At 58.9% G+C, this 26,432-nt stretch carries 23 protein-coding genes; 9 read left to right on the top strand and 14 right to left on the bottom strand.

Going from position 1 to position 26,432, the window contains the following annotated elements:
• Positions 1 to 138: 138 nt before the first annotated feature.
• The 6 genes from ACR0DJ_RS12905 to ACR0DJ_RS12880 all read right to left on the bottom strand — a co-directional run bounded on the left by ACR0DJ_RS12905 (position 139) and on the right by ACR0DJ_RS12880 (position 5,482).
• Positions 139 to 1,542, bottom strand: coding sequence for an NAD(P)/FAD-dependent oxidoreductase (locus ACR0DJ_RS12905; RefSeq protein WP_480685231.1), 1,404 nt, complete (start codon positions 1,540 to 1,542; stop codon positions 139 to 141).
• A gap of 36 nt (positions 1,543 to 1,578) precedes the next feature.
• Positions 1,579 to 1,965 (bottom strand): nuclear transport factor 2 family protein, encoded by a 387-nt coding sequence (locus ACR0DJ_RS12900; protein WP_480685229.1) that lies wholly within the window; start codon positions 1,963 to 1,965, stop codon positions 1,579 to 1,581.
• Between the two features lie 26 nt (positions 1,966 to 1,991).
• Positions 1,992 to 2,486, bottom strand: coding sequence for a universal stress protein (locus ACR0DJ_RS12895; RefSeq protein ID WP_170347179.1), 495 nt, complete (start codon positions 2,484 to 2,486; stop codon positions 1,992 to 1,994).
• Positions 2,487 to 2,503: 17 nt separating this feature from the next.
• On the bottom strand, positions 2,504 to 3,844 hold the full coding sequence (locus ACR0DJ_RS12890) for a TRAP transporter large permease (protein WP_170347178.1): 1,341 nt from the start codon (positions 3,842 to 3,844) through the stop codon (positions 2,504 to 2,506).
• A gap of 17 nt (positions 3,845 to 3,861) precedes the next feature.
• Positions 3,862 to 4,398: a TRAP transporter small permease gene (locus tag ACR0DJ_RS12885; RefSeq protein WP_170347177.1), complete on the bottom strand. Its 537-nt coding sequence runs from the start codon at positions 4,396 to 4,398 to the stop codon at positions 3,862 to 3,864.
• 67 nt (positions 4,399 to 4,465) lie between these two features.
• Positions 4,466 to 5,482, bottom strand: coding sequence for a TRAP transporter substrate-binding protein (locus ACR0DJ_RS12880; protein WP_170347176.1), 1,017 nt, complete (start codon positions 5,480 to 5,482; stop codon positions 4,466 to 4,468).
• A 157-nt stretch (positions 5,483 to 5,639) separates the two neighbouring features.
• On the opposite strand from ACR0DJ_RS12880, the gene ACR0DJ_RS12875 reads away from it, so the two are divergent.
• Positions 5,640 to 6,566 (top strand): LysR family transcriptional regulator, encoded by a 927-nt coding sequence (locus ACR0DJ_RS12875; RefSeq protein WP_170347175.1) that lies wholly within the window; start codon positions 5,640 to 5,642, stop codon positions 6,564 to 6,566.
• A gap of 76 nt (positions 6,567 to 6,642) precedes the next feature.
• Here ACR0DJ_RS12875 and ACR0DJ_RS12870 read toward each other — a convergent pair whose 3' ends face one another.
• Positions 6,643 to 6,987: a RidA family protein gene (locus ACR0DJ_RS12870; RefSeq protein WP_480685226.1), complete on the bottom strand. Its 345-nt coding sequence runs from the start codon at positions 6,985 to 6,987 to the stop codon at positions 6,643 to 6,645.
• Between the two features lie 450 nt (positions 6,988 to 7,437).
• Between ACR0DJ_RS12870 and ACR0DJ_RS12865 the strand changes: the two genes are divergently transcribed.
• The gene (locus ACR0DJ_RS12865; protein WP_170347173.1) at positions 7,438 to 9,477 is read left to right on the top strand and encodes an NADH:flavin oxidoreductase; all 2,040 of its coding nucleotides are present in this window, start codon (positions 7,438 to 7,440) and stop codon (positions 9,475 to 9,477) included.
• Positions 9,478 to 9,562: 85 nt separating this feature from the next.
• Entirely contained in the window at positions 9,563 to 11,581 is a 2,019-nt protein-coding gene (locus ACR0DJ_RS12860) for a CocE/NonD family hydrolase (RefSeq protein WP_425079057.1), read from the top strand.
• A 132-nt stretch (positions 11,582 to 11,713) separates the two neighbouring features.
• Here ACR0DJ_RS12860 and ACR0DJ_RS12855 read toward each other — a convergent pair whose 3' ends face one another.
• A complete protein-coding gene (locus ACR0DJ_RS12855; protein WP_170347190.1) occupies positions 11,714 to 12,175 on the bottom strand; it encodes an Lrp/AsnC family transcriptional regulator in 462 nt (153 codons plus the stop codon).
• Between the two features lie 109 nt (positions 12,176 to 12,284).
• Here ACR0DJ_RS12855 and ACR0DJ_RS12850 point away from each other — a divergent pair, with 109 nt between their 5' ends.
• The 4 genes from ACR0DJ_RS12850 to ACR0DJ_RS12835 all read left to right on the top strand — a co-directional run bounded on the left by ACR0DJ_RS12850 (position 12,285) and on the right by ACR0DJ_RS12835 (position 16,499).
• Positions 12,285 to 13,427 (top strand): amidohydrolase, encoded by a 1,143-nt coding sequence (locus ACR0DJ_RS12850; protein ID WP_480685225.1) that lies wholly within the window; start codon positions 12,285 to 12,287, stop codon positions 13,425 to 13,427.
• A 14-nt stretch (positions 13,428 to 13,441) separates the two neighbouring features.
• Positions 13,442 to 14,614, top strand: coding sequence for a diaminopropionate ammonia-lyase (locus ACR0DJ_RS12845; protein ID WP_480685224.1), 1,173 nt, complete (start codon positions 13,442 to 13,444; stop codon positions 14,612 to 14,614).
• 141 nt (positions 14,615 to 14,755) lie between these two features.
• Entirely contained in the window at positions 14,756 to 16,009 is a 1,254-nt protein-coding gene (locus tag ACR0DJ_RS12840; RefSeq protein ID WP_480685223.1) for an MFS transporter, read from the top strand.
• Between the two features lie 340 nt (positions 16,010 to 16,349).
• A complete protein-coding gene (locus ACR0DJ_RS12835; RefSeq protein WP_257601297.1) occupies positions 16,350 to 16,499 on the top strand; it encodes a hypothetical protein in 150 nt (49 codons plus the stop codon).
• A gap of 147 nt (positions 16,500 to 16,646) precedes the next feature.
• Here the strand turns inward: ACR0DJ_RS12835 and ACR0DJ_RS12830 are convergent, their stop codons facing one another.
• From ACR0DJ_RS12830 to ubiT, 4 genes are read right to left on the bottom strand one after another with little or no spacing between them, the layout of a single operon-like run.
• Entirely contained in the window at positions 16,647 to 17,891 is a 1,245-nt protein-coding gene (locus ACR0DJ_RS12830) for an NnrS family protein (protein WP_480685222.1), read from the bottom strand.
• Positions 17,888 to 18,805, bottom strand: a complete 918-nt coding sequence (gene ubiV, locus ACR0DJ_RS12825) for a ubiquinone anaerobic biosynthesis protein UbiV (protein ID WP_480685221.1) — start codon at positions 18,803 to 18,805, stop codon at positions 17,888 to 17,890. The genes ACR0DJ_RS12830 and ubiV overlap by 4 nt, the downstream gene beginning before the upstream one ends.
• A 4-nt stretch (positions 18,806 to 18,809) precedes the next feature.
• Positions 18,810 to 19,787, bottom strand: a complete 978-nt coding sequence (gene ubiU / locus ACR0DJ_RS12820; protein ID WP_480685242.1) for a ubiquinone anaerobic biosynthesis protein UbiU — start codon at positions 19,785 to 19,787, stop codon at positions 18,810 to 18,812.
• Positions 19,787 to 20,329 carry a ubiquinone anaerobic biosynthesis accessory factor UbiT gene (ubiT, locus tag ACR0DJ_RS12815; protein WP_368040380.1) on the bottom strand — a complete coding sequence of 181 codons (543 nt, stop codon included), beginning with the start codon at positions 20,327 to 20,329 and terminating at the stop codon, positions 19,787 to 19,789. Before ubiT ends, ubiU begins: the two co-directional genes overlap by 1 nt.
• Positions 20,330 to 20,466: 137 nt before the next feature.
• Between ubiT and ACR0DJ_RS12810 the strand changes: the two genes are divergently transcribed.
• Together ACR0DJ_RS12810 and ACR0DJ_RS12805 are read left to right on the top strand one after the other, a co-directional pair.
• A complete protein-coding gene (locus tag ACR0DJ_RS12810) occupies positions 20,467 to 21,975 on the top strand; it encodes a UbiD family decarboxylase (protein WP_480685241.1) in 1,509 nt (502 codons plus the stop codon).
• Positions 21,972 to 22,589, top strand: a complete 618-nt coding sequence (locus ACR0DJ_RS12805) for a UbiX family flavin prenyltransferase (RefSeq protein ID WP_480685219.1) — start codon at positions 21,972 to 21,974, stop codon at positions 22,587 to 22,589. Before ACR0DJ_RS12810 ends, ACR0DJ_RS12805 begins: the two co-directional genes overlap by 4 nt.
• A 61-nt stretch (positions 22,590 to 22,650) precedes the next feature.
• On the opposite strand, the gene ACR0DJ_RS12800 is transcribed toward ACR0DJ_RS12805, so the two are convergent.
• Together ACR0DJ_RS12800 and ACR0DJ_RS12795 are read right to left on the bottom strand one after the other, a co-directional pair.
• Positions 22,651 to 25,068 (bottom strand): GcvT family protein, encoded by a 2,418-nt coding sequence (locus tag ACR0DJ_RS12800; RefSeq protein ID WP_480685218.1) that lies wholly within the window; start codon positions 25,066 to 25,068, stop codon positions 22,651 to 22,653.
• Between the two features lie 27 nt (positions 25,069 to 25,095).
• Positions 25,096 to 26,346, bottom strand: a complete 1,251-nt coding sequence (locus ACR0DJ_RS12795; RefSeq protein ID WP_425079066.1) for an aminotransferase class V-fold PLP-dependent enzyme — start codon at positions 26,344 to 26,346, stop codon at positions 25,096 to 25,098.
• Between the last annotated feature and the right edge of the window lie 86 nt (positions 26,347 to 26,432).

Below are 26,432 nucleotides of genomic sequence, written 5' to 3'. Positions count from 1 at the left end.
TCGGCATCATCGCAGATCCAATGATCCCGAACGCATGCTCGATCCCGTGCATCTGCAAAACCTTAACAAACGCCTCTTCCGTCGTCATCTTCATGTGGGTGCTTCCTTGTCTTTTCAGGGCGGCAAAGCCCCTGTGAGTTACAGTATTTCGTCTTTGAGGTAATAGCCGACATACGCCATGCGCTGCCCCATTCGGCGGAAAGGCGTCAGGATGCCGTGGCTCGGCAATGGGGAGGTGAAGATCGGCAGGTCGAATGCCTTGTCCTTCTTGCCTGCAACCAACTGCGCCATGCGTCGCCCGGCCTGGGCCGAGTACATGACGCCATTGCCGCCGTAGCCCATGGCATAGAACACGCTTTGCTCAGGATCCGGCCGGAAAATGCGCGGCATCATATCGTGGCTGACATCAACCCAGCCCCACCAGGAATAGTCGAGGTTGATATCCGCCAGCGCCGGGAACTTGCGGGCAAGTCCCTTCTTCAGCAAGTCCAGGTGTTTGCCGTTCTCGGCATCACGCCCTGTCACCGCGCTGCGGCTGCCGATCTGCATCCGATTGTCCGGCAAAAGGCGGTAATAATGGCGCAGCGTTCGTGTGTCCGTCAGGGGGGATTTGGTCTGGATGCCGCATTCATCCAGCTCGGCCCGGGTCAGAGGCCGTGTCACCATCGAGTTAGACAGGATTGGCATCAGGCGGTGCCTGGTGCGGTTGTTGAGACCCGGCGGGGTATAGCCCGCCGTTGCCAAGGCCACCGATTTCGCGCGCACAATACCACCCGGCGTCCGCAAGTGATGTATTCCGCCTTTGGTTTGCCACCCCATGACCGGGCTGCCCGTATGGATTTTCACACCCAGCCTGCGCGCCATCTTGACATAACCGAAGGCCAGCTTGCCGGCGTGGATGCAGGTTCCGTCCGGCTCCCACATCGCGCCTGCGGCTTCCATGTCCCGCACGTGTTTTTCATGCAGCTCGTCTCGGGACAGAATACGCGAACCATAGCGGAACACATCGTTCAACAATTTGCTCTCTTTCTTGAGCGACGGCATGACTTTTTCGCGGTGCGCGATATAGTAATGGCCGCCCGGCTGCGGATCACAGTCGATGTCATCCGACGCGATGAGATCGTTGAACAACTCGAAAGCTTCAGTGACTTCGGCATGCATGCCTTTGGCCACGTCCGTGCCCCAGCGCTGAATCCATTGCGACCGTTTCAGCCGCCCGGATGAGATCTGGGCCTGCCCACCATTGCGGGTCGAACATCCCCAGGCCACAGTATTCGCTTCAAGAACAACCGCCTGGATACCGTGTTCCTTGGCAAGGTGAATGGCGGTGGACAGGCCGGTATAACCCGACCCGATCACCACCACATCCGCATCCATATCGCTGGACACGGGGCCATCATCGGCCGGAGGTGTTCCGGCCGTTCCGATCCAGTATGTGGGCGCGTGGTCGCGATTGTGACCGGGACCCGCATCGATGATGGGGTCATATTTCGGGTCATAGCTGGCCTTGGGCCAATGACGCGGGATGCTGTTGTCCACCATTCTTGTTTTCTCCGAAGCTGCGCGCGGTGCGGCGGATCAGGCCTTGAACATGGGGCGCGTTTTGCGAAGCGCCTGTTTTACGACGATTTTCCCGTCACGCAGGGTAAACAGATCCGCACCTTCGGCTTCGATCCGCATGCCGTTTGCATCGGTTCCCGAAAAGGTCCATTCCGAAACCGCACGATCGCCATGGACAAAGTGGCCGTGGTGATCCCAATGGGCGTCTTTCATGCCTGCCCAAACGCTTGAAAACGCGGCGGCGATGGCTTCGGACCCTTCAATCTTGTTGCCGTATTTCTCGTCGCCGGCCACGGTGTAGAACACGCAGTCGTCGGCGAAATGGGTCATCACGGCGTCGATGTCGTGGCGGTTGAACGCGTCAAACGTGTCCGCCAGGTCCTGCGCGGTCAGGGTTTTGCTCATTTTGTACGTCCTTGTCAGTGGGGTTGTTACGTTTCGTCCGGGTTCGGGACGATCAGTGTCGGGATCTTGGAGCGTCGCAGAACACGCTTTGCGACGGTGCCCAGAAACGTGTGCGAAAAGCCGTGATCATGCGCGCCCAGCACGATCAGATCGCAGCCCAGTTCGACCGAGCGGCGCAGGATCACTTCGGCCGGGTGGCCATCGGTGACTTCGACCGAAGTGACCTGTTCGCGAATTCTCTCATCGTCACCATCGAACTGAGCCCAGAACTTGGCTTGCCGCTCGGCCAGAACCTTGCGCACCATCTCGTGACGGCGCGCAGCGGCGGTTTTGCGGGTCTCTTCATTCAGGATGAAGATCTCCATCGTGATCTTGGCATCGTCCGACAGCGGTTCATTCACATGCAGCACGTGAATTTCAGCCCCCGTGGCCTGCGCGATGCTGGCGGCATGGCGCATGGCGTGACCCGAGTTTTCGGACAGATCAGTGGCAAAGAGGATGTTGGTGACCAGTTGTTTCATGTCGTCATCCTTTCAGGTCAGTAGCCAAACAGCCGCGGCAACCACAGCGACAGTTCAGGGAAGAAGGCGATGATGAAGATCGCCACCGTGTTGGCTGCGGCAAAAGGCAGAGCGCGCAACGAGATCTGTTCGATGGTGATGTTCGAGATACCCGACGCGATGAACAGGTTTTCGCCCAGCGGCGGCGTCTGGAAACCGATGCCCAGCGTACAGACCATCACCACACCAAAGTGAATCGGGTCGATACCCACCGAGTAGGCCACCGGCAGCATCACCGGAACCAGGATCAGGATGGTGGCCAGCGTCTCCATGAACATGCCGACGAACAGCAGGAAGAAGATGATCAGCGCCCAGATCACATACAGGTTGTCGGTAAAGCTGAGCATCGAATCCGCGATGATCGCCGGGATCTGGTTTTCCACCAGCAGGCGGCCAAACACCGTCGCGGTGAACAGGATCAGCAGCACCCGCCCAGTCAGCCAGGTGGTGGCCTCGAGCGACTGGAACAGCGACTGCCATGTCAGTTCACGATAGATGACCACGCCCACGAACAGGGTGTAGAAGATTGCCACGATTGCCGCCTCGGTCGGGGTGAAGAAGCCGGTGTAGATACCGCCCAGGATCACCAGCGGCGCCATCAGCGACCAGAACCCACGATACATTTCGCAGCCCACGTGACGGATCGACCAACCTTCGGAAACGCCCTTGTAGCCGCGCTTTTTCGACATGAAGAAGTTCAGGATCAGCAGGCTGGTGGCGATCAGGAAGGCAGGGACGAATCCGGCGATGAACAGTTTCGAGATCGAAACCGACTGGAATGTACCGAATTTTTCTACGGCTTCCGGCGGCGGCGCCATACCGAGCGCGGCAATGCCGAAGATCACCATCGGGATAGAGGGAGGAATGATAATCCCAAGGCCGCCAGAGGACGCAGTGATCGCCGAGGCATAGCCGCGCTCATAGCCGCGGTCGATCATCGCAGGGATCATCAGCATCCCAACGGCCGCGGTTGTTGCCGGGCCCGAGCCCGAAATAGCGCCGAAGAACAGACAGGCCATGACCGTTGCAGCCGAAATACCGCCGGTGAAGGGACCGGCCAGGCTTTCGGCAACATTGATCAGGCGTTTCGAAATTCCGGCGGCTTCCATCAAAGCGCCGGCAAGAATAAACGCGGGCAGAGCCATCAGCGGGAACGAACCGACTGAGGTGAAGGCAATCTGCACGAACTTGATCGGGTTCTCGTCCAGATAAAGGAATGAGACCAGCGAAGCCACACCCAGCGCCACCGTGATCGGTGCGCCAATGAGCAGCAGAAACAGGAAAGACCCAAACAGGATTGTGACGATTTCGGATTCCATGGTTTATCCCCCTGCCCTTAGGATTTCTTTGCTGCTTCAGTCGCAGCTTTGATTTCGTCGAGGTCGATCTGATCGGGATCGTGAATATCTTCGCCCTTGATAAGGCGGCGGTAGTTCACCTGAATGATGCGGACGGTCATCAGCGCAAAGGCGATGGGCAGCACCATGTAGATGTATTTCATCTCGATACCCAGGGTCTGGGACTTCCAGAATTTGTTCATCTTGTTGAAGACAAAATCTGTCGCCAGATACAGGAAGTAGACATTGAAGAAGAGCCAGAAGAGATCGGCAAAAGCTTCGATGTACTTGATCGCCCCCTCAGGCAGGAACTTGAACTGGAACGTCACCCGGTTATGCGCGCCTTTCAGAGCGGCGTAACTTGCGCCGAAATAGACGAACCACACGAACATGTAGACCGAAAGTTCTTCGATCCAGCTGATCGAAAAGCCGAAGACTTCGCGCGCGATGATCTGCACGAACAAAAGGCAGACGAAGCCGGATAAGAGGATCCGGCAGATGATACTTTCTATGTTGTCCAGAAATTTCCAGAACATGTGGTTTCACTCCTCCCTGAATTGAGAAGAGCGCCGCAGCGCTCCTCCCGCTATCGCTCTGGGGCGATTATTGCTGGACCGGCTCGCGGCCGATGGCTTCGAGAACTGCATTCAGCTTCTCGACACCACCAATGGACTCGTAGAACTGCGGCCATACGGCTTCGGTTGCCAGTTGAATGAACTCGGCTTCGTCGTTCTCGGGGTCGATGATTGCCATTCCCTTGGCGGTCAGCTCTTCTTTGATGGCAGCCTCTGAATCACGCAGGAACTGTGCCGAAACCTGCGTGGCTTCCTGCCCTGCTTCCAGGATCATCTGCTGTTCCTCTTCGGACAGGTCCTGGAAGATGGCTTCCGAGATGATCAGCGGTTCGATCGAGAAGATGTAACGCAGGTTGGTGACGTGGTCCTGAACCTCGTAGAACTTCATCGCATTGATGGTCAGGTAAGGGTTGTCCTGACCGTCGACCACTTTGGTCTGTAGGCCGGTGAAGGTTTCGGACCAGGCCATTGGGGTCGGGTTGATGCCCCATGCCTTGTAGGTTTCGATCATGATTTCGTTCTTGGGAACGCGGATGATCAGATCCTGCAGGTCCGCAACCGATTTGACCGGCTTCTTCGAGTTGGTCAGACGGCGGAAACCGGTATACGTCCAGCCGATGATACGGACGCCGGCATCACGGATGGTGTTTTCGACCAGTTCCTGACCGATTGGCCCCTGGGTCAGCTTTTCAGCATCTTCCAGGCTGAGAATGACATAAGGCAAGGTGAAAACGCCGACCGAAGGCGAGAAGGGTGTGATGTTGTTGATCGCCAGCAGCGACATGTCGAGCGTTCCGATGGCGGCCTCGTTCACGGTGTCCTGCTCGGACCCGAGCTGACCGTTCAGGAACAGTGTCGCGGTGTGCTTACCACCCGATTTTTCTTCGAGTGCTTTCACGAAAGCGAGCCCCAGCGCCTCTTGAGCGCTGCCCGCGCTGTCGCCGACAGCGATCTTGAAGTTCTTCGCCTCGGCCGTGCCGGCGACCATCAGTGCGGCAACGGAAACGGCTGCGCTGAAAGTGCCAAGCTTTTTGAGAAATGACATGGATTTCCTCCCATTTGTCGTGTTTCGAGGTGCGCGCTGACCTGGGGAGAAATAGGCCAGTCCGATTCTACCTCGGCGACGTATAGCTAGCTTGCCAAAATGGTTTCGTCGTTGTTAATATTTGCGTGAAAGGTTTCATTAATCTCAAACTTACGATATGAGACAGAACAAACTTGATACCCGGATCGGGGACACCGACATCCGCCTGCTGCGCGTGTTCAAAACCGTCGCGGAAAGTGGCGGTATCACGGCCGCCGAGATCGAGCTGAACATCGGTAAATCAACGATCTCGAAACACTTGTCTGACCTGGAACTGAGGCTTGGCCTGAAGCTGTGCAACCGGGGGCCGTCTGGGTTTTCACTGACGGAAGACGGCGAGAAGGTGCTGGCGGCGGCAGAAGACCTGCTTATTTCCGTTGCGCAGTTCAGAACCGAGGTCAACGAAGTCAAACAGCAACTGGCCGGCAGTATTCGCGTGGCTCTGTTCGATCAGTGCACCACCAACCCCGAAGCCCGACTTGCCCGCACGATTCACAAGTTCAATGAGGCCGCACCGGCGGTTCACATCGAGCTGTCGCTGGAACCGCCCAACGTGATCGAAACCATGGTCATCACCGGGCATCTGGATGTCGGCATCATCGCTTTGCACAGACCATCGGCAAGCTTGGACTACACGCCGCTCTACGGGGAAAACATGTTCTTGTACTGCGGGCAGGAACACCCGCTGTTTGATCGCCCAGATCCGGAGTTGCAATTGAGCGATCTTCGCAAGTTCAACTACGCCGGTTTGAACGTGAACTCTCCGAACCTCATCGTTGGTCAACAACTTGGGTTTCGGCGTGCAGCCAAAGTGCAGAACGAACAGGCACTGGTTATCCTGATACTTTCAGGTCGCTACCTTGGGTTTCTTCCCGATCATCTGGCGCAGGAATTTGTCGAACAGGGGCTCATGAAAAAGGTCCTGCCCAAAGAAATCAAGTACAGAACCCGTTTCGCGGCCGTGGCCAGAAAACAACCTGCGCCAACACGCGTGGCCAAGCTGTTTCTGGAAACTCTGGTAAAGGTGCATTCTCAGGTACAGTAGGAACGTGCTCAGGGCGTCTTGATTCCCAAGCCCGAACCCACCCGCGCCCGAATTCAGCGCACGACGCGCGGCCGGATCAACCGCAGGCTGCGGTAACGATCATTTCGACCTTCAGAACATCACGGGCCAGTTTCGCCTCGCCACAGGCACGGGCCGGGGCGTGGCCCTCTGGCACCCAGGCATCCCAGACCGCGTTCATTTCGGCAAAGTCGGCCATGTCCGACAACCAGATCACGCATTGCAGGATACGCGTCTTGTCGCTGCCGGCCTTGGCCAGAAGGCCCTCGATCTTGGCAAGGATGTCACGGGTTTGATCCGCAACGGTCGCGGCATCTGAAACCTGACCGCACAGATAGGCGGTTCCGTTGTGTTTGACGATGCGGCTCATGCGCTGGCCGGTTTCGATGCGGGTGATGGTCACGACTGCTGTCTCCTGTCACGATGGGTACGTTCCGGTTGGGCGATAGAGTGAAACGACGCCGACCGCCAGCCCGGACCCTCAACAATCGAATAATTGCCAACCTGCCGCGCGGGATTTTTCAGCCCGACAGCACGCTTATGTCCGGTGCGCGGTGATGTGACAACCAGTTGCCCGCGCCATGCGAACAGGTCGTTTTCACTGATGGCTTTTCCTTCCTGTCTTGCGCTTCTCGGCCAACGTATTCGGTGAAACATCGCGGCCTCGGCTCACAAGGCGTTTGACGGAGATTTCCCAGTCTGCTTTCAATCGGCAAAGAGCTCCTCGGCTCACCCCAATATCGGAGCGCCATATGCCACCCGACACTGCCGAAACACTGCCTTTTGCATGTCCGATGCAGGACAGCGACGTTGGTCGACTGACGTCAATGGTTCCCACAAAGGACGGCTGGTCATGAGCCGCGATGTGCTGCTGCAACCCTATCAGCTGAAACATCTGACACTGAAGAACAGGATCATGACGACCAGTCATGAACCCGCCTACCCCGAAGACGGCATGCCGAAAGAGCGGTATCGCGCCTATCATGAGATACGTGCGAAAGCTGGTGTTGCCATGACCATGACGGCTGGTTCCGCCACCGTCAGCCGCGACAGCCCGCCGGTGTTCAACAACGTCCTTGCCTACAAGGACGAGGTCGTGCGCTGGATGGCTGAATTGACCGACGCCTGCCATGCTCATGGTTGCGCAGTGATGATCCAATTGACCCATCTGGGGCGACGCACGGGTTGGAACAAGGGCGATTGGCTGCCGTCGGTCTCTTCGTCGCATTATCGTGAACCGGCCCATCGGGCATTTGCGAAGAAGATGGAAGACCATGATATCGAACGGATCGTGAGCGATTATGCCGATGCAGCCGAGCGTATGAAGGCCGCAGGTCTCGACGGAATCGAATTGCAAGCCTATGGCCACCTGATCGATCAGTTCTGGTCACCGCTGACCAATACGATGGACGCGCCCTATGGCGGCAGTCTCGACAATCGGTTGCGGTTCGGTTTCATGGTTCTGGATGCGATCCGCGACCGTGTCGGGACGGATTTCATCGTTGGCGTCCGCTACACGGCAGATGAGGTTGAAAAAGGCGGCATCACCGAAGAAGACGGGCTGGAAATCGCCCGAAGGCTGCGCGACAGCGGTCAGGTCGATTTCCTGAACGTCATTCGCGGCCGTATTCATACGGATCCGGCCATGACGGATGTGATCCCAGTGCAGGGCATGAAAAGCGCACCGCATCTGGATTTTGCCGGGCGCGTACGAGCCGAAATCGGGATGCCGACCTTTCATGCATCGCGCATTCCCGATGTGGCCACCGCACGACATGCCGTGGCGTCCGGGTTGCTGGATATGGTCGGCATGACCCGCGCACATATGGCCGACCCGATGATCGTGTCCAAAATCCGGGCCGGTCGGGAAGATGACATCCGCCCCTGCGTCGGCGCAACCTACTGCCTGGACCGGATTTATCAGGCCGGTGAAGCCCTGTGCATTCACAACCCTGCCACCGGGCGCGAATTGTCGATGCCGCATGTGATCACCGCGGCCAAGTCCCGCCGCCGGGCGGTCATCGTGGGCGCAGGGCCCGGAGGGCTTGAAGCGGCACGGGTTGCGGCAGAGCGCGGGCATGACGTTACCGTTCTGGAAGCGGCCTCTGAACCCGGCGGTCAGGTGCGTCTGGCCGCGCAGTCCCGACGCCGGGCCGAGATGATCGGGATCATCGACTGGCGCATGGCGCAATGCGCTGCACGCGATGTCAGGTTCCAATTCAACACCTTTGCAGACGCGGATGACGTAACAACCCTTGCCCCGGATATGGTCGTGATCGCGACCGGAGGCTTGCCCGAGACGACAATCTTGGAAACCGGCAACGATCTGGCGGTTTCGGCGTGGGACATCCTGTCCGCAGACGCGCACCCGGGCGAAAACGTGCTGATCTACGATGATGCGGGCGACCACCCGGCCCTGATGGCGGCCGAGATCATCGCCGGGTCAGGTGCGCGGGTTGAGATCATGACCCGCGACCGCAGCTTTGCGCCCGAGATCATGGGCATGAATCTGGTGCCATATATGCGGGCGCTGCAAAAAACGGGGGCGCTGTTCACCGTAACCCGGACGCTGAAATCGCTGGTACGCTCAGGCAATCAACTGGAAGCGGCGATTGGAACGGATTACTCGGATCTTGTTGAAAAGCGCATGTATGATCAGGTGATCGTCAATCAGGGCACCTTGCCTCTGGACGATCTCTATTTCGAACTCAAACCGCTTTCGCGAAATCTTGGCGCTGTGGATCACGACGCTCTTGTCGCCAGTTCGGGCGACGTGTTTCCGCAGGTGAACCCGAAGGCGGGCTTTGATCTGTATCGGATCGGAGACGCCGTTTCCTCGCGCAACATACACGCGGCAGTCTATGATGCGCTGCGCCTTGGCCTTCGGTGGTGACGCCATCGAAGAATACGCTTTGAACACGTACCACCGATTGCCTGTACGGCATGAAACCCCTAGGCGCGAACAAAAAGGACCGGACATGAGCAATATCGAGGTCATCGAGACTGTTTGGATACCGCTGCCTGACGGCACGAAACTTGCGGCGCGCCTGTGGCTGCCGGAAGGCGCGAAAAACGCCCCTGTGCCCTGTATCCTGGAATACATACCCTATCGCCGCCGGGACAGGACACGCATGCGGGATGAAAGCATGCACCCGCAGTTTGCCGCCGCCGGTTACGCGTCGATCCGCGTTGATATCCGGGGCTATGGCGACAGTGATGGTGTCGCAGAAGATGAGTATTCGCATCAGGAGATTCAGGACGGTCACGACCTCATCCAGTGGATCGCCGATCAGGACTGGTGCGATGGAAATGTCGGAATGTTCGGCAAAAGCTGGGGGGCATACAACGCGTTTCAGGTGGCGGCGACACGCCCTCCGGCGTTGAAGGCGATAGCACCGGTGATGGGCACAGACGACCGGTGGCGCGAGGACATCCACTTTTACGGCGGGTGTCTGGCCAACGACAATTTCTGGTGGGGCTCGATCATGCAGTTGTACAACGCCATGCCACCGGACCCACAGATTGTCGGCGCGGACCGCTGGCTTGACATGTGGCGCGAGCGGTTGGAAGGCGCGGCGTTCTGGCCGGCCATGTGGCTGGAACACCAGACCCATGACGAGATGTGGCGGCGCGGTTCGATCTGCGAAAACTATGCCGACGTGGATGTGCCGGTCTACTTTTTCGGCGGTTGGATGGATCTGTACCGCGATACACCATTCCGCATCGCCGAACACCTCAGCGGGCCGGTCAAGATCCTGATGGGGCCATGGGCGCATCTGTACCCGCACGAAGGGGTGCCCGGCCCCAAGGCTGATTTCGTCGCAGAGGTCATCCGGTTCTGGGATCACTGGTTGAAAGGAAAAGACACAGGGTTGATGGACGAACCGCCTTTGCGTTTTTTCCTTCAAGACAGCGCAGCGCCGACCGGGACGCATATCGAACGCACGGGGCGCTGGGTTGAAGAGCCGAGCTGGCCGTCACCGAATATCACCAACACGTCCCTTTGGCTGAATCAGCTGACGCTTGAGGCAGACCCCGTTTCCGCAGCAGAGCTTGCGATTTGCTCGCCGCAAAGCTTCGGGGCGGCCGCAGGTGATATGTGCTCTTTCGCCATACCCGGAGACATGGCGGCAGACTGCCGGATCGACGCCGCCGGCGCGTTGCAGTTCAAAGCGGCGCCACTTGCAGACGCGCTTGATATCCTGGGGCAACCGTCCGTCGATCTGAAAGTGTCCGCAGATCAGGCTCAGGGCTTTGTCGTTGCATTGCTGGTGGACGAAGCCCCGAACGGTGCGCAGACGTTGATTGCACGGGGATTCTGCAACCTCAACCACCGGATCAGCGATACAGAACCCACACCGATCACACCCGGAGAGGAGATGGCTGTAACCGTCCCGATGTATGGAACAGGATATCGGGTTCTGTCAGGTCATCGCATCGTCTTGCAGATCGCTTCGGCTTATTGGCCCGTACTTTGGCCCGCCCCCGAACCTGTGACACTTACGATCCGTCCGGGTCAGTCTCAGTTGCACTTGCCCATCCGAAACCCAGGCGTTGACACTACGGAACCCCGCCCGCTGCCCGAACCGGCAGCGTCCGGTTCCCGGCCCAGAAAGACCAAGGTGCGCTCGGGCTCGATGGAACGCTCGGTCCACACGGACCTGACGAATGGCGAGGTAACTCACAGGTCTTTTCTTGACGGGGGCGTCTTCGGGCCGGTGGGTGATTTCCGCCTGGACGATATTGGGACGGTGCTCAGCGACGTGTCAGATCGAAGGTATACAATCCTTCCGGGCGACCCGCTTTCGGCTGTCGCCACGATGGAGCAGACCGCCGGTTTCGACCGTGAGGACTGGTCAGCCCGGATCTGGACCTATTCCGAACAACGGGCAACGGCCACCGAGTTTCATTTGATCTCGCGCCTGAAGGCATGGTCGGGGGAGGAGCTGATCTTTGAAGAAGAGAACGCGCATGTCATTCCGCGCAATGGAATGTAGGTGAAAACACGGTGGAACACTTTCGTTGAAACCCTTGACGGGACTTGCCTTTGCGGTTCCGTCGATCAAACCAAATGGTCGAGGCATAGGACGAACTCGTCTCGTCGGGTTCGGCACTGCACCATGTTCCGGTCAGAAACCCAAAGCGCTGCCGGATTTGATGGTATCCATTGAAACGAAGGTTTTGAACTTTCGGATATTTCCGTTTTCAAAGAACATCCGGCGGGTGAAATCTTCGTAGACCGCCATGCTTTCGACGACTACGACAACCATGAAATCCACCTCTCCGGTCACGTAAAAGCATTGCTGGACTTCCGGAGCATTCAGCAGGGTTTTCTTGACGGCATCAATCTCGTCAGGGGTTTCGCTGACCAGTTCAAGTTCGACGAAGATGGTAAGCTGAAGACCGACGGCTGCCGGATCAACAATGGCGACATTGGCGCGGATCACGCCTTCTGCCTCCATCCGGCGGATACGGCGCTGTACAGAGGGTGCGGACAGGTTTACCGCCTCGCCAATCTTGTGCTGCGTGGTTCTGTTGTCTTGTTGCAGAATCCGCAGGATCGCGCGGTCAAAGTCATCCAATTGCGTCATGTGAAAGAAACTTGCATGGGTAGCCACCAACTAGAGCCCTTTTTTCAGGTCACTTGCAATAAACTTGTTTCACACCTGTGAAGCAACACGTCGAAGGGGAAGTTTTGCCGTGACAGCATTGACAGAACGCCTGCGTGCGTTGCGCCATGAGTTTCATCGCAACCCCGAGCTTGGGTTTCAGGAAGTCTGGACCAAGGCCCGGATTGCCGGGCATCTGCGAGCCTTGGGCATCGAGGTGTTTGAAGGGGTCGGTGTCGTGGGCGTCTTGAAGGCAGGCAACGGCAATCGCGCCATCGGGCTGCGCGCGGATTTCGACGCGTTGCCGATTGCCGAGGTCAACACGTTTGCGCACACGTCGCAGAACGATGGTGTCATGCATGCCTGTGGCCATGATGGCCACACGGTGATGCTGCTTGGGGCCGCCGAATTGCTGGCCAAGGATCCGGCGTTTGACGGCACGGTTGTCTTCCTGTTCCAGCCCAATGAAGAGCATGGGCTTGGGGCAAGGGCGATGATCGATGAAGGGGTTTTGCAGACCTTCCCGATTGAAGAGGTTTACGGCGCGCACAATCTTCCGGGCGAGCCTGTCGGGCGGGTTTCCACCCGCGCCGGTGTCATCTGTTGCAGTGAAAGTCTGTTCGAGATCACGATTACCGGTCAGGGCGGTCATGCCTCGATGCCCCATGTCGGGCGCGAAACGATCACGCCTGCCGCGGAACTGGTATTGGCCCTGCAAACCATCGTTTCACGCAAGCTTGCACCTTCTTCCGGCGCCGTGGTGTCAGTGACCGAGTTCATCACCGACGGACAGCGCAATGTGCTTCCGGGGCGCACTGTTCTGAAAGGTGACGCGCGGGCCATGTCACCGGAAGACCGCAGGTTGATCGAGCGCAATATGCGCCAGATCGCAGCCGGTGTGGCCGAAAGCCATGGCGTCGAGGTGAGCGTCGATTTCCGCACCGAATTCATCGAGGCAAACAATGATGCCGATGCTGCATCGCATGTCGTTTCAGCAGCTTCGGCCATGGGTCTAGAGGTGGACGGAGACCGCCCTGCCATGTCTTTTTCTGAAGATTTTGCCGAATTTGCTGCCGTTGTGCCCGGGTGTTTCCTGCTTATCGGCAACGGGACCGAAGGATCAAATGGCCGACCGCTGCACTCGGCTGATTACGATTTCAACGACGAACTGCTCCCGCTGGGTGCAGAATTCTGGGCAGAGCTGGTGCGGCAGCGCCTGCCGCTGAAACCCTGACAGGACACACGACCATGACGGAAAACATCGCTCATCAGGCAGGACGGCCGGGTTTTGGCCCCGCTGCCGAAACCGTTTTGACACGACGGGATTTCGATCGCGCAGCAAGGGAAATCACCCAATGGGAGGGGTATGCGCCCACGCCTCTGCATTCCTTGCCCTCGTTGGCAGCCGAGATCGGCGTCGCGGAGGTCCACTACAAGGATGAAGGACCCCGGTTTGGGCTTGGCAGTTTCAAGGCCTTGGGGGGGGCCTTTGCCGCCTTGCGCGTTCTGCAACGTGAAGTATCGCGCCGCACCGGTCAGGATGTGTCATTGGAAGATATCCGTACTGGCCGCTGCGCCGACATGGTTGCCAGTATCACGCTTGTTTCAGCGACCGATGGCAACCACGGTCGGTCCCTCGCGTGGGGGTGCAAGCGGTTCGGCGCGCCTTGCCGGATCTACATTCACGCCGAGGTCAGTGAAGGCCGCGCGCAGGCCATGCGCGATCTGGGGGCCGACGTCGTGAGCATCGATGGAGACTATGACGCCTCGGTGGATCAATGTCGGCAGGAAGCCGACGAGAACGGCTGGTTCGTGGTTTCGGACACATCCTGGCCAGGCTACACCGACCCGCCGCGCGACGTGATGTCGGGCTATGGCGTCATGATCAAAGAAGTCGTGAATGCAATGGACGCGGCACCAACGCATGTCTTTCTGCAAGGTGGAGTTGGAGGGCTTGCCGCGGCGGTTGCGGCAGCTTTGCGTCAGGCCTGGGGTGATGCCGCGCCGCGCGTCGTGGTCGTGGAACCGCATCTGGCGGCGTGTTTGTTCGAAAGCGCAAGGCAGGGGCAAGCCGCGTCTGTAGAAATTGACGAAGAGACCATCATGGCGGGTTTGTCCTGCGGAGTGCCGTCTCCGATGGCGTGGGAGGTTTTGCGCAGCGAAGCCTCGGACTTTCTGGCAATCGACGATCAGCTGATACCGCCAACCGTCCGTCGCCTTGCGTGTCCGCAAGGCAGTGATCCGGCGATCGAAGCCGGAGAGAGCGGCGTTGCCGGATTGGCCGCATTGATCGAAGCGGCCAACAACCCCGAGCTTTTCCAGAAGCTTGGTTTGACGGCGCAGTCTCGTGTTTTGACGATCGGCTCCGAAGGTGTGACGGATCCCGATATCTATGCCCGTATCATGCAAGGCGACGTGTAGCTCAGCCGAAAACCCATTTGAAATGGCCACCAAGACGGTTGAACCCGGCATATAGGCCTGCAACGGAGAAGTACCATCAAACGACATCCCGATGTCGTACGAGTTGTATACAGGTCAGTCCCGCATCAGTAGCCGTTGGCCATGATACGCGCATTGAATGAAAACTGGGCGCTGTTCCTGGGGATGTTCATGCTGATGGTTGCCAACGGTCTGTTGGCGACGTTGCTGACGATCCGGGGGGCCAGCCTGGGCTTTAGTGACTTCACGATTTCCGTCATGCAGGCAAGCTATCCCTTGGGCGCGCTTGCGGGGACGGCGCTTGCCCCAAGGCTGGTCGAAAATGTCGGGCATATTCGGGCCTTTTCGGCCCTCGCCTCGCTGGTTTCGATTGCGGCCATTGTGCATCTGCTGACCAGCGACGCGATCAGCTGGAGCGTGATGCGCTTGCTGGGAGGGTTTTGCTATCCAGGGCTCTACGTCATCACCGAAAGCTGGCTGAACGCGAAATCCGAGAACAACATGCGCGCTCAGGTTCTGTCGCTGTATTTCATTATCCAGCTTGCCGGCCCGGCGCTTGGCACCGCCATAGTCGGCTTTCCCGACCCCACCGGGAACCTGCTGTTCGGCCTTGTTTCCATCCTGATTTCGCTTTCGATCGTGCCGCTTCTTCTGTCGGGCAACAAGGCGCCGGAATATGCCGCGCCGGAACGCATGTCGGTTCCCGTGCTTTACAAGGTTTCGCCCATCGCAGTCATCGGAATCGTTCTGGTCAGCATCGGTGTCGCGGCGTCCTATATCTCGTTGCCGCTTTATGCATTGCAAAACGGCTTTACGACGGCGCAGTCGTCAGGGGCGCTGGTGGCGGCGCTGATCGCCGGTGCGGTGGTGCAATACCCAATCGGCTGGCTGTCTGATCACACCGACAGACGCTATGTGGTCATCGGGCTGGGTGTCGTTACGACCCTGTCCAGTCTTTGGATGGCCATCGACACGTCTCCGTCTCATATCGTCTATGGTTTTGTACTGATCGCAATCGGGCTGTATCCCGCATATTCGATCCTGACGGCGCATGCCAATGATCAGCTCAAGCTGTCTCAGATCGTTCCGGCCAGTGGCACGATGGTGCTGTTGCTGAATGTCGGCCTGCTGGTGGGAACCATGCTGGGACCGAACTCCATCTCATTGTTCGGCGGGCGCGGTCTTCAGTTTCTTCTGGCGGCTATCGGTATTGCGGTCGCCCTTTTCGCATTGATCCGGCGCGTTCAGGTGGCCGCGCCCGCCGACACCGGCGATGTGCAGGTCGTGGGGATTATCGGCACCGGGCAACCCGGGGTTTTGCAGGCCGAAACCTGGGTTCAGGAAGAAGAAACCAGGGCAAACGCGCAAACTTCATGACAGTTTTGGCTCTGGCGTTATGAAGCCTCGGGATTGCCCGTCGCGGAACCAGTTGGTCCAGGTCGGGTGACAGGCAGATTACGCACTCCAGTCCGTATGGACCAACAGATGACCCGGGGCGTTTCCCATCCCGCCATCCGAGATATATCGGTCAAAAAATCGCTTTTTGCAGCAGGGATAGGCGGCGTCCTTAAACAAGGAAATATGTTCATGCTGCGGGTAAAGGCGGTCCTCGTGTGTTATGCACAGGTCAATTCCCGTGTCTGGGAAACACACCCGAATCCGCGCCATGGCGGGCGCAACCCGGTTTTGGGCCAAGGACTGAAGAGCACTGACGGGGATGTGGGATCAGGCCTCGATCTCCATCGGCTATTCTGTTGCGCCGGATACCGCTGTCAGAGATCCAGAGATCACCGGTGCCCTGTCGACACTGGCAGCCATCGAAGTGAAGGACGCCTGCCAGGCAGTCGAATTGCGCGCACACCAGTGATCAATCGGGGCCGTTTCTGCAAGAAATCAATCTCGGATCCTAAATGCCGACCGTCCGCTTGCCAAGGAAATCGAAGAGGTGGCAAAGGTTGTCCGTCCGCTTCATTTGGAAGAAATCCCTGTTTGACATAGAATTAGGCGCATTTCTTCATTCGCTTGACGGCATAGGATCAGAGGATTCTGAAACAGCGTGTTTCTGACCGCTTAAAGCTGGTCGACGGGTTGGGCCGGTCAAAGCAGGCAGGAAGCCGATGATAAATGCCGTCCAGCCTGCGCACCATAAAGCCGCGCCCGCGAGTTCAACCTGAAGATCCGGGAAGATCGGCACAGCCAACCGCACCACGGCGGCCAGCCAGACCAAAGCAAGACCAGTGATGAACCCAAGGTTGGCCTGCATTCCACCTGTATCCGAATGCGCCGCCGCTCTGCCCGAGATGGCCATGATCAGCCCGGACATCCCGCCGATGGTGATCGCATGGAGAGCGGCACTTGCTGGATAAAGTGTCGGGACAAGCCCCGATACCCCTACAACCAAAAGCCCGATCGGCAACCATAAGAAAGATATGTGAAGCGCCACGAGCAGAAAGTTGGAACGCACCCGCAGTGTTCGCCATCCGAGCATTTCCCAGCACAGCACCAAGGCCACAGCGATCATCGCCAGATTTGCAACAATGGTCCATTCAAACAGTTGGGCAAGGATGCTGGAAATCAACCCTGTCTGAACCAGAAACACCGCAAAGGGCAATCCTTGCCTGAGGTCGTTCAAATGGCCGGTTTGAAGCATCCAGTTTGCCGAAAAGGCCGGAATGGCGCGCATTGCGATACTGTTCATCAGCATGACCAGTCCAATGAGCAGCCCATGAACCGTGTCCAGACTGACCCACAGAGCCCCGGCCCCAATGGGCCACAAAAACAGGATTTCCCCGATACCAAGCCCTATGACAGTGCAAAAAAAGCCGAGTTTTCTGTATGCTCTGGCCGGGAACAGATGGGTGCCCATTACCGCAGCCAGCAGCACGAAATAACCCGCGTTCAGAGCGATTGGCACAGCCGGGGCCACATCACACATCAGCGCGGTCGATACCCGAGCGGACAGCCAAAAACCCAGCAGCCATTTCAGGGGTGTCCCCTGAATCGGTGGCTTTCCTGTCCAACCGGGTAATGCCGTCAGAAGATACCCACCAATGGCCGCTCCGGCAAAACCAAAGATCAGCTCGTGGATATGCCAGAGGACCTCCGGTGTACATGCCGGACCGGGAAGTCCAAAGGCTGTCCCAAGAGGCCACCAAACCACCGTAATCAAAGCGCTGACATACGAGGCCAGAAACAACGGGCGGTAGGGGGCTTTCCAGAACGCATCAAACGCCCTGCCCCCACCCGCCGATGTGATCATAAGGCAGCAGACCCCGTACCGGAATCGCCCGACCATTCAGCGCCAAAGGACCCCGTCAGAAATCCGTCGCTCAACCGAATGGCAGGATCAGCGCCTCGCAGGGCGCGCTCCAGTTCGCCCTGGGGAAGATCGCCGTCGATACGTTTTCGATACAGTTCGCACAGCTGATGGAAACCGCCAGATTGCGGCGACAGACGCAATGCCGAGATGCCAGCCTGTTGCAGCAGGTCGATCTGATGGTCCGTACAGGCATGGCTGTCTGACAGAGTCTGCACACCGTTCATTGCCATGAACGGCTTGCCGTCACCGGTAAGAACGTCCAACCCATCAGGATCGTCTTCGCAGGCAAACTGGCAATTGTCCTTGCTGCGCCCATGCAATCGCGCGTGGTAACAGCGCCCGGAAATAGCCAGCGGCAATCTGCCATGCCCCCATATTTCGATCGCGACACCCAAGTCCGATGCGGCTTGCGCCAACGTTTTGACCGAAGCGATGGGCAGTTCCGGCGGAAGACACACCCGGCGCGCACCCCGAGCTGCCAACCATCTCAAAGTGCCTTCGTTGTAGACATTTACCAACGGGCCAACGGCAAACGTGCAGGTGCCGGGCAAATGTGCCAGCGCGGTCAGATCGTTGATCTCGACCGTGACGCCCATTTCTGCAAGCTCAGCCGTCAGTTTGCGCTCGCGTTTCAGGGTCACAAGGGCCAGGCTTGTCAGTGCAACCTCTTTGCCCGCTTCGACCAATCGGGAAATCGCCTCGGGGATACGATCCTGATAAAATGGCAAGCGCTTGGAACAGACCAGTTCTCCGAGCACGACGCGGTCGACGGGGGATCGGGCCAGATCATCGTAAAACGCAGCCCAGGTTTCGGCGAGCCAGAAGAACTGGTTCGGGCCTACTGTCAGTTCCATCGGATCACCTCCACGTCTTTTTGTAAGCGCCGGTCGTCATGGCCTGCCCTTCGGACAATCGCGCCAGCATTCCTTCAGGCATCGGCTGGCCTGACTCCAGCGCATCGACCGCAGCGCGAAAATTCCGAACGACCTGTGCGACATAGGATTTGGACCGTTGGCGCCCTTCGATCTTCAAGGCCGTCACACCTGCCTTTTGCAATTGCGGGATCAGCCGTTCTGCGTTCAGGCTGACGGGATCCTCGAACAGGTGCCCGGTTTTTTCACCTGCGGAAAAACACCCTTTGCACAAAGTCGGATACGGTGCGGGCTCATCCCGTTCGACCCGGTGGATCAGGTACCCGCCAAGGCGCGCGTTCAGCGCGCCCTGCTCTTCTTGATACTGCACATGGCTGGCAGGAGAGCAGACACCGTTCATGTTTGGCGACAACCCGGTGGCATAAGACGACAGCGAGCATCGCCCCTCGGCCATGACACAAAGACCACCGAACACGAAGACTTCGGTTTCGACGTCGGTTTCAGAGTTGATCGCGGCAATTTCCGGCACGGACAAAACGCGCGGCAAGACCACCCGTTTCACACCGAAGGTTTCGGCATAGAAATTGATCACGTCAGCATTGGCCGCCGCGGCCTGCACGGACAGGTGCCTGCGCAATCCGGGATGGTGTCGCGCGGCGTAGTCCAGCAAGCCCAGATCGGCGAGAATGACAGCATCTGCACCGCAGGTTTCGGCATCCGCCACCGCTTGTTTCCAGATCCCTTCATTGCCCGCCTGCGGGAAAGTATTGATTGCAACCAACACCTTCGATCCGTGATCATGGGCAAAGGCAATTCCGGCCCGCATTTCAGCGCGGTCAAAGTTGAGCCCCGGAAAGTTCCGCGCATTGGTTTCATCATTGAACCCACAATAGACCGTGTGGGCCCCGGCCTTGACAGCTGCACGCAGGGCCGCGGGCGTTCCCGCCGGGCAAACGATTTCCATTACCATAGGATCGCGTCCTCGGGTCGGGTCAGGCACAGGCCGGTCCGACGCTCTGCAAAGGCGATGATCTGCTTCAGCGGGCGTGCAAGCGGGCCGGAAAGGGTTGCGGCCTCGTGCGCGAGGTCCAGCTCTGCGTCGTCAATTGCGTTGCGCAGCGCCAGTGCCGCGGCTGTGTCGCCCTCGATCACCAGATCGCGTGAAAAGAACAGGGCATCCCCGTCAAACGCACCATGCACCAGCCCCAGCAGCGCGGCCAGCGGGCCGGATATTCGCGCAGCCCCAGCCACGTGCCCTCGGCTCAGTCTTATTCTCGGCGTGCCACCATTCGGTTCGAGTAGAAGGACAACCGGCAGATCCGTTGGATCAAGCACAAAGGCTGCACGGCTGTACTCACCGAGCCGGTTGAGCAGGTCGGGGTGTTTCTTGGTTATTTTGCGGGAAAACACTGTCAGTGACAGCGACAAGGGCGCAAGCGGTACAAACCGCAGGGCCGCGGCCAAAGCGGCAGGGCATTGCGGTATCGGGTTTCGGGGATCGGACAAACAGACCTCCTGCTGTCTCAATAAAGTGAACCGGTGCGGCCTTCCTAAAGCCGCCCCGGCGCCCGGGACTTGACGGTTGTCAATTCGACCGGCCTCTTTCGTTGCTAGAGGGTGGGCACCACCGCCGGAGCAAACCCATTCGCACTCTGCCGCCATATCCCAGCCTTCGACATTTTCTGAAATGGTGTCAGGAAACAGGGCAGTTCAGGCGCATCCCTGACCCGGTTTCCGTGTGCCATCAAATGACCGCCGTCCACCGCGCCGTGTTGGAGGCCAATGGGCCGGTGTTACAGTTTGACACACCGACAGGTGTGCCCTCGGGGCAGTGCGACATACCGGTTGTGGTCAACCTGTTCGGAACTACGGAACGCGTCGCCGCCGGACTGGGCGTTTCTTCCGAAGGGCTGGATGATCTGGGCGCATTTCTGGCGGCGCTTCGGGCCCCGACGCCCCCGGACGGGTTGCGGGATGCGCTGTCCCGGTGGCCGATGCTGAAGGCCGCATTGTCCACGCGACCGAAGCAGGTCAAAACCGCCGTTGTTCAGCAGGTTTGCCACCGCGGGGCCGATGTTGATCTCTGTGCGCTGCCGATCCAGACACATTGGCCCCAGGACGCGGGGCCTCTGATCACCTGGCCCGTGGTCATCACCCGGCCCCGTGGCAGCGAACCCGACGCGGCACAGACCTACAATGCCGGCGTCTATCGCGTTCAGGTGCTGGACCGGAACCGTCTGATCATGCGCTGGCTGCCACATCGCGGCGGGGCCGCTCATCATCGCAGTTGGGCGCGGCACGGCGAAAAAACGCCGGTCGCGATTGTTCTGGGCGCAAACCCCGCGACCTTGTTGTCGGCGGCTCTGCCCCTGCCCGAAATGGTGTCTGAGCTGACATTTGCCGGGGCCCTGAACCAGAACCGGCCACGTTTGGTTCCGGCCAAATCCGTCCCTCTGCTTGTGCCGGCAGATGCCGAGATCGTTCTGGAAGGCTGGGTGTCGCCAAACGAGACAGCACCCGAGGGGCCGTTCGGGGATCACACCGGGTATTACAATCCCGCCGAGCCGTTTCCGAGTATGCTTGTCACGGCCGTGACCCATCGCGAAGCGCCGCTGTATCTGTCGACCTATACCGGACGCCCGCCGGACGAACCTGCCATCATCGGCGAAGTGTTCAATCGCCTTGCCTTGCCGACCATTCGCGCTCAGATCCCCGAAATACACGACCTCTGGCTGCCGCCTTCCGCCTGTTCCTATCGCATCGCCATCGTCGCCATCGACAAGCGATATCCGGGCCAGGCCCGACGTGTGATGATGGCGCTTTGGGGAATGCTGCCGCAATTCAGTTATACAAAGATGATCGTTGCGGTCGACGCTGATATCGACCCCCGAAACTGGGACGATATCGCCTGGGCGCTTGCCACACGCATGGACCCGAGCCGTGATGTGATGACCCTGGACAGGACACCTATGGATTATCTGGATTTCGCCTCACCCGAACCCGGTCTGGCCGGAAAGCTGGGCATCGACGCCACGACGAAAACAGGCAGTGAAACACGGCGGGAATGGGGGACGGTCATGCGTACCGACAAGGTTGATCACGCATTTGCGGAAGACCTGATAAACAGATTGATGCCGGAGCTGAGAACATGACGAAAACCCGTGTAGTCTTAGGCGTATCAGGCGCTTCCGGTGCGGTTCTGAGCCTTGCGGTGGCACGACATCTGACGTCGGCGGATATCGAAATCGACCTGGTCGTCAGCCCCGCCGCCCGCCTGACGCTTGCACAGGAATGCGGCCCGGATGCCCTGAAGGAACTGCGGCAGTCGGCAACCCGTCATCACGCGCCCGCCGATATCGGGGCCAGCATAGCATCCGGTTCGGTGCCGGTATCCGGGATGATCGTCGCGCCCTGTTCCATGCGCTCACTGGGTGCGATCGCGCACGGACTGGACGACAACCTGTTGACACGCGCGGCCGGCGTTCAGCTCAAGGAACGACGCCCACTGGTTCTGCTGACACGAGAAGCGCCGCTGACACTGGCGCATTTGCGCAATATGACGGCCGCCGCAGAAATGGGAGCCATCATCCTGCCCCCTGTGCCTGCCTTCTATTTGAATCCGGTCAACATAACTGAAATCGCAGATCAGATCGCAGCGCGCGCAGTTGATTGTCTGAAGGTTTGCGAACCGGCCGCGAAACAGTGGCATCCCGGAAACGAGGCGGACCCTGTCGATCGGTCCGAAAGCAAATTGCACATCCCATAGCCACAGATCGCGGATGAGATCTGTGGCCTCGGGAAGACCTTTATCCGGCGGGCCGGTTGCTTCAGCCGCGCAACCTGCCGCCCAGAGGATCGAACGGCGCTTCTGCCAGCACCCGAGCCTTATGCGGTTTGCCAATCACCTGGATCACCACTTCATCCCCTGGCTGCGCCACGTCGGGGTTGCGGAAACCCAAGGCCAAAGATTTCCCGACTGAATACCCGTACGCACCCGATGTGACACGGCCCACGGGCGCACCATCAGGTGTAAAGATAGGCTCACTGCCAGTGGCGTCGGCATCCTCGGTCACGTCCAGTTCAAAGACGGACAGGACCTCGCGCGGTGCTTTGTCCTTGATGGACAGATAGGCGTCTTTGTGCAGGAAGTCCTTGTCCAGCTTGATCAGACCCGTCAGCCCGACCTCTTGCGGCCAGTATTCCTGAGAATACTCCCGCCCCCAGGATCCATAACCCTTTTCGATGCGCAGCGACCCAAGCGCCCGCCCGCCCACGGGGCCGCCGTCGCAGTCTTTGGCGGCTTCGAGCAACGCAGAGTAAAGCGCGACCTGATCGGACTCGGCGCAGTGCAGTTCCCAACCCAGATCACCGGTAAAGCTGACCCGGATGGCCACGCAATCAACACCTGCAACGGTGATCTTCCGGGACCGCATGAAGCGGAATCCTTCGTTGGAAAGGTCAGCATTGGTCAGGCGCGCCAGCGCCTCGCGAGATTTCGGGCCGGCGATGTTGAACCCCGCAACGCGGTCCGTTGCGACTTCAAAAGCTGTGCCCTCGGGCATTTCCACCATTTGAAAGAAGCGCTGATGATAGCGTTCAGCCATGCCCGAGCCGATCATCATGTATTCGTCTTCGGCCAGCTTGGTGATGGTGAAATCACCCGCCACGCCGCCGCGCACCGAGATCAGCGGCGTCAGGCAACTGCGGCCAACCTCGGTGGGCACGCGATTGGCAACCAGACGATCCAGCCAGTCATAAGCGCCCGGTCCTTTGATCACGTAATTGGCGAAGTTCGAGATATCGATCACGCCCACGCTGTCGCGCAGCATCTGCACCTCGCGCCCCACCGGATCAAACCAGTTCTGACGGGTAAAGCCAGCGGTCTCTTCGGTGCCGGGTTCATCTGCAAACCACAAAGGGTGTTCCCAACCACAGTTGAGACCAAAAACACAGCCCATCTGTTTCTGCATCTCGTAGGCGGGGCGCACACGGGCCGGGCGGCCTGCGCTGCGTTCTTCATTCGGGAAGTGGATTATGAAGCGATGGGTATAGGCGTCTTCGACCCGGGCCTTGGTGAACTTCTTGTCGGCCCAGTCGCCAAAGCGGGCGAGATCCCAGGCGAACATGTCATATTGCGGTTCACCCTCGATCATCCATTGCGCCGCCAGCAGCCCCAGCCCGCCGGACTGCGAGAAGCCGGGGATCAGACCGCCACAGAGGAAATAGTTCTTCAGCTCGGGCACCGGCCCCCACAGCATGTTGGCATCGGGCGACCAGATCATCGGGCCGTTTATCACCCGTTTCACCCCGGCCGTGGCAGCGACCGGTACACGTTCGGTGGCGCGGATCACGTTTTCCATGATCCGGTCCAGATCGTCGGGGAACAGATCATGGGCAAAGTCGAGCGGCGTGCCGTCTTCGGCCCAGAACTTCATGTCTTTTTCATAGGCCCCGATCAGCAGGCCGTTGCCCTCTTGTCGGAAATAATACTCGCCGTCCCGGTCGGCGATAGACGGCAGACGGCGGCCCAGACTGGCCACTTCGTCGATGCTCTCGGTCACGAAATACTGATGTTCGGTCGGTTGCAGAGGCAGGGTCAGACCCGCCAGCGCCGCCACCTCGCGGCCCCAGAGACCCGCCGCGTTGACCACCCATTGGGCATGAATGTCACCCTTGGGCGTACGGACGATCCAACTGCCATCGGATTGCTGTTCCGTGGCGATCACCGGGCAGAACCGTTCGATGGTGGCCCCCATCGCACGGGCCCCGGCGGCATAGGCATGCGGTACGCCGGACGGGTCCACATTTCCGCCATCGGGTTCGTACATGATGCAGCGGATGTCATCGAACTGCGCCAGCGGGTGCAGCTCTTTGGCCTCTTCCCGGCTGACCTCGTGGAAATTCAGCCCATAAAACCGGGCCTTCGCCTCTTGCAGGCGCAACTGCTGCTCGCGCTCTTCGGTCTGGGCCAGATAGAGCGATCCGGGCTGGAACACCCCGCAGCTTTGGCCGGTTTCCTTCTCCAGTTCTTTGTACAGGTTCATCGTATAGTGCTGGATGCGGGTGATATTGTTGTTGTCATGCAGACCGTGGATGTTGGCCGCCGCATGCCAGGTCGATCCGCTGGTCAACTCGTCGCGTTCCAGCAGGATCGAATCCGTCCAGCCAAGCTTGGCAAGGTGATACAGGATCGACGTACCGGCAAGGCCGCCGCCGATGACAACAGCTTGTGCATGGGTTTTCATGAGATATGTCCTTAGATATGGCGCGGCTCAGGCGGCAATTTCTTTCATGACGGCAAGGAATTTGGCGACTTCGCCGATCGAGTTGTAGTGACACATCGAGACCCGCACACAGGCGTCATAGCCAAGCGGCGTCAGGATATTGCCGGAATAGTGATCCGCCTTGCGCAGATGCGTGCGGATACCGTGTTCGTTCAGCCGTTTGACGACCTCGGACGAGGCCACACCTTCGACACGCAACGACACCAGACCTTCTCGGGCCGGGTTGTCGGCCCCGCCCAGAATGGTGACTTTCTCCATTTCGGCCAGGCCGCTCAGGTTGCCGGTGCCGTGAATCATCGCGTCGGTCAGCGCCTTTTCCTGCGCATGGATCGCATCGCCCGCCGCAAGAAACCTGCCGCGCCGGTCTTCGGCATCACTGACCTGACTGCCCAGCCATTCGAAATAGGACACGACGTCTGACATCGTGGCATATGCCCCGGTGTCGCGCGTGCCCATCTCCCAATTGTCCGCAGGGCCATCCAGCAAGGCGTTGTGGTCCAGCGCGGTCAACCGGTCAGAGATCCACGCCACGCCGTAGCCATGACGCGAAAACACTTTGTAGGGCGAAATCACATAACCATCGACGTCATAGGCGGTCAGATCGATCCGGCCATGCGCTGCGTGCTGGATGCCATCGACGATGATGAAACAGTCCGGAGCCACGGTGCGGATGGCCTGAGAAACCGCAGCGACATCAACGCCCATTCCCGTCACCGGAGAGGTATGCAGGATCGTCGCCACTTTGGTATCCGGTGTCACAGCCGCGGCATAGGCTTCGGCCGAGACGGTGCCGGTGGCGTCATCATGGGGCACCAAAACGTGGGTTTGCCCGGAAATGCGGGCCCAACGATCACAGGCCGAACGCGTTGCCGGGTGTTCCAATGTGGACCCCAGCACAACGCCCGGACCCGTTCCCAGACATGCGTTCATGATCAGCCGGAACAACAGCTCTGTGCCGCTTTCACCCACAAAGAACTGCCCGCCGGGTGCGTTCATGAAGTCCCGCAAATCCGCCTTGGCCGCGTTGATCGTGGCAACCAGCGCATGAGATCCCGGATTGTCGCGCCCTTGATTGTCCGGGATGGCGGCATGGCGCACCGAACTTTCCAACACTGAATTCAATGTCAGTGCGCCTCCGGCATTCTCGAAAAAGATCCGCTCTCCCTGTTCGGGGCAATGATCGATCTGGGCAAAGCGGCTGCGGATTTGTTTCAGCAGGCTCTCTGAAATTTGGCTCATGGTCAGTGGTTCTTGTTTCGTTGTGAATGCAAGGCAATGCTTTGCCGAACCTAGAACGGTTCCTGCCGCAAGACATGCAAAAAAAA

It is taken from the genome of Ruegeria sp. BF10 (assembly GCF_056538725.1).
The sequence above is the reverse complement of the archived record's forward strand: the minus strand, read 5'-3'. Positions and strand labels throughout refer to the sequence as shown.

What these genes read in the sequence shown, in the direction of transcription:
- ACR0DJ_RS12805 (WP_480685219.1), top strand. Translation starts at nt 21,972, where the DNA reads ATGACGAAAACCCGTGTAGTCTTAGGCGTATCAGGCGCTTCCGGTGCG.
- ubiU (WP_480685242.1), bottom strand. Translation starts at nt 19,787, where the DNA reads ATGGAAATCGTTTGCCCGGCGGGAACGCCCGCGGCCCTGCGTGCAGCT.
- ACR0DJ_RS12880 (WP_170347176.1), bottom strand. Translation starts at nt 5,482, where the DNA reads ATGTCATTTCTCAAAAAGCTTGGCACTTTCAGCGCAGCCGTTTCCGTT.
- ACR0DJ_RS12900 (WP_480685229.1), bottom strand. Translation starts at nt 1,965, where the DNA reads ATGAGCAAAACCCTGACCGCGCAGGACCTGGCGGACACGTTTGACGCG.
- ACR0DJ_RS12860 (WP_425079057.1), top strand. Translation starts at nt 9,563, where the DNA reads ATGAGCAATATCGAGGTCATCGAGACTGTTTGGATACCGCTGCCTGAC.
- ACR0DJ_RS12890 (WP_170347178.1), bottom strand. Translation starts at nt 3,844, where the DNA reads ATGGAATCCGAAATCGTCACAATCCTGTTTGGGTCTTTCCTGTTTCTG.
- ACR0DJ_RS12855 (WP_170347190.1), bottom strand. Translation starts at nt 12,175, where the DNA reads ATGACGCAATTGGATGACTTTGACCGCGCGATCCTGCGGATTCTGCAA.
- ACR0DJ_RS12845 (WP_480685224.1), top strand. Translation starts at nt 13,442, where the DNA reads ATGACGGAAAACATCGCTCATCAGGCAGGACGGCCGGGTTTTGGCCCC.
- ACR0DJ_RS12905 (WP_480685231.1), bottom strand. Translation starts at nt 1,542, where the DNA reads ATGGTGGACAACAGCATCCCGCGTCATTGGCCCAAGGCCAGCTATGAC.
- ACR0DJ_RS12895 (WP_170347179.1), bottom strand. Translation starts at nt 2,486, where the DNA reads ATGAAACAACTGGTCACCAACATCCTCTTTGCCACTGATCTGTCCGAA.
- ACR0DJ_RS12865 (WP_170347173.1), top strand. Translation starts at nt 7,438, where the DNA reads ATGAGCCGCGATGTGCTGCTGCAACCCTATCAGCTGAAACATCTGACA.
- ACR0DJ_RS12885 (WP_170347177.1), bottom strand. Translation starts at nt 4,398, where the DNA reads ATGTTCTGGAAATTTCTGGACAACATAGAAAGTATCATCTGCCGGATC.
- ACR0DJ_RS12795 (WP_425079066.1), bottom strand. Translation starts at nt 26,346, where the DNA reads ATGAGCCAAATTTCAGAGAGCCTGCTGAAACAAATCCGCAGCCGCTTT.
- ACR0DJ_RS12840 (WP_480685223.1), top strand. Translation starts at nt 14,756, where the DNA reads ATGATACGCGCATTGAATGAAAACTGGGCGCTGTTCCTGGGGATGTTC.
- ACR0DJ_RS12830 (WP_480685222.1), bottom strand. Translation starts at nt 17,891, where the DNA reads ATGATCACATCGGCGGGTGGGGGCAGGGCGTTTGATGCGTTCTGGAAA.
- ACR0DJ_RS12875 (WP_170347175.1), top strand. Translation starts at nt 5,640, where the DNA reads ATGAGACAGAACAAACTTGATACCCGGATCGGGGACACCGACATCCGC.
- ACR0DJ_RS12800 (WP_480685218.1), bottom strand. Translation starts at nt 25,068, where the DNA reads ATGAAAACCCATGCACAAGCTGTTGTCATCGGCGGCGGCCTTGCCGGT.
- ACR0DJ_RS12835 (WP_257601297.1), top strand. Translation starts at nt 16,350, where the DNA reads ATGTGGGATCAGGCCTCGATCTCCATCGGCTATTCTGTTGCGCCGGAT.
- ubiV (WP_480685221.1), bottom strand. Translation starts at nt 18,805, where the DNA reads ATGGAACTGACAGTAGGCCCGAACCAGTTCTTCTGGCTCGCCGAAACC.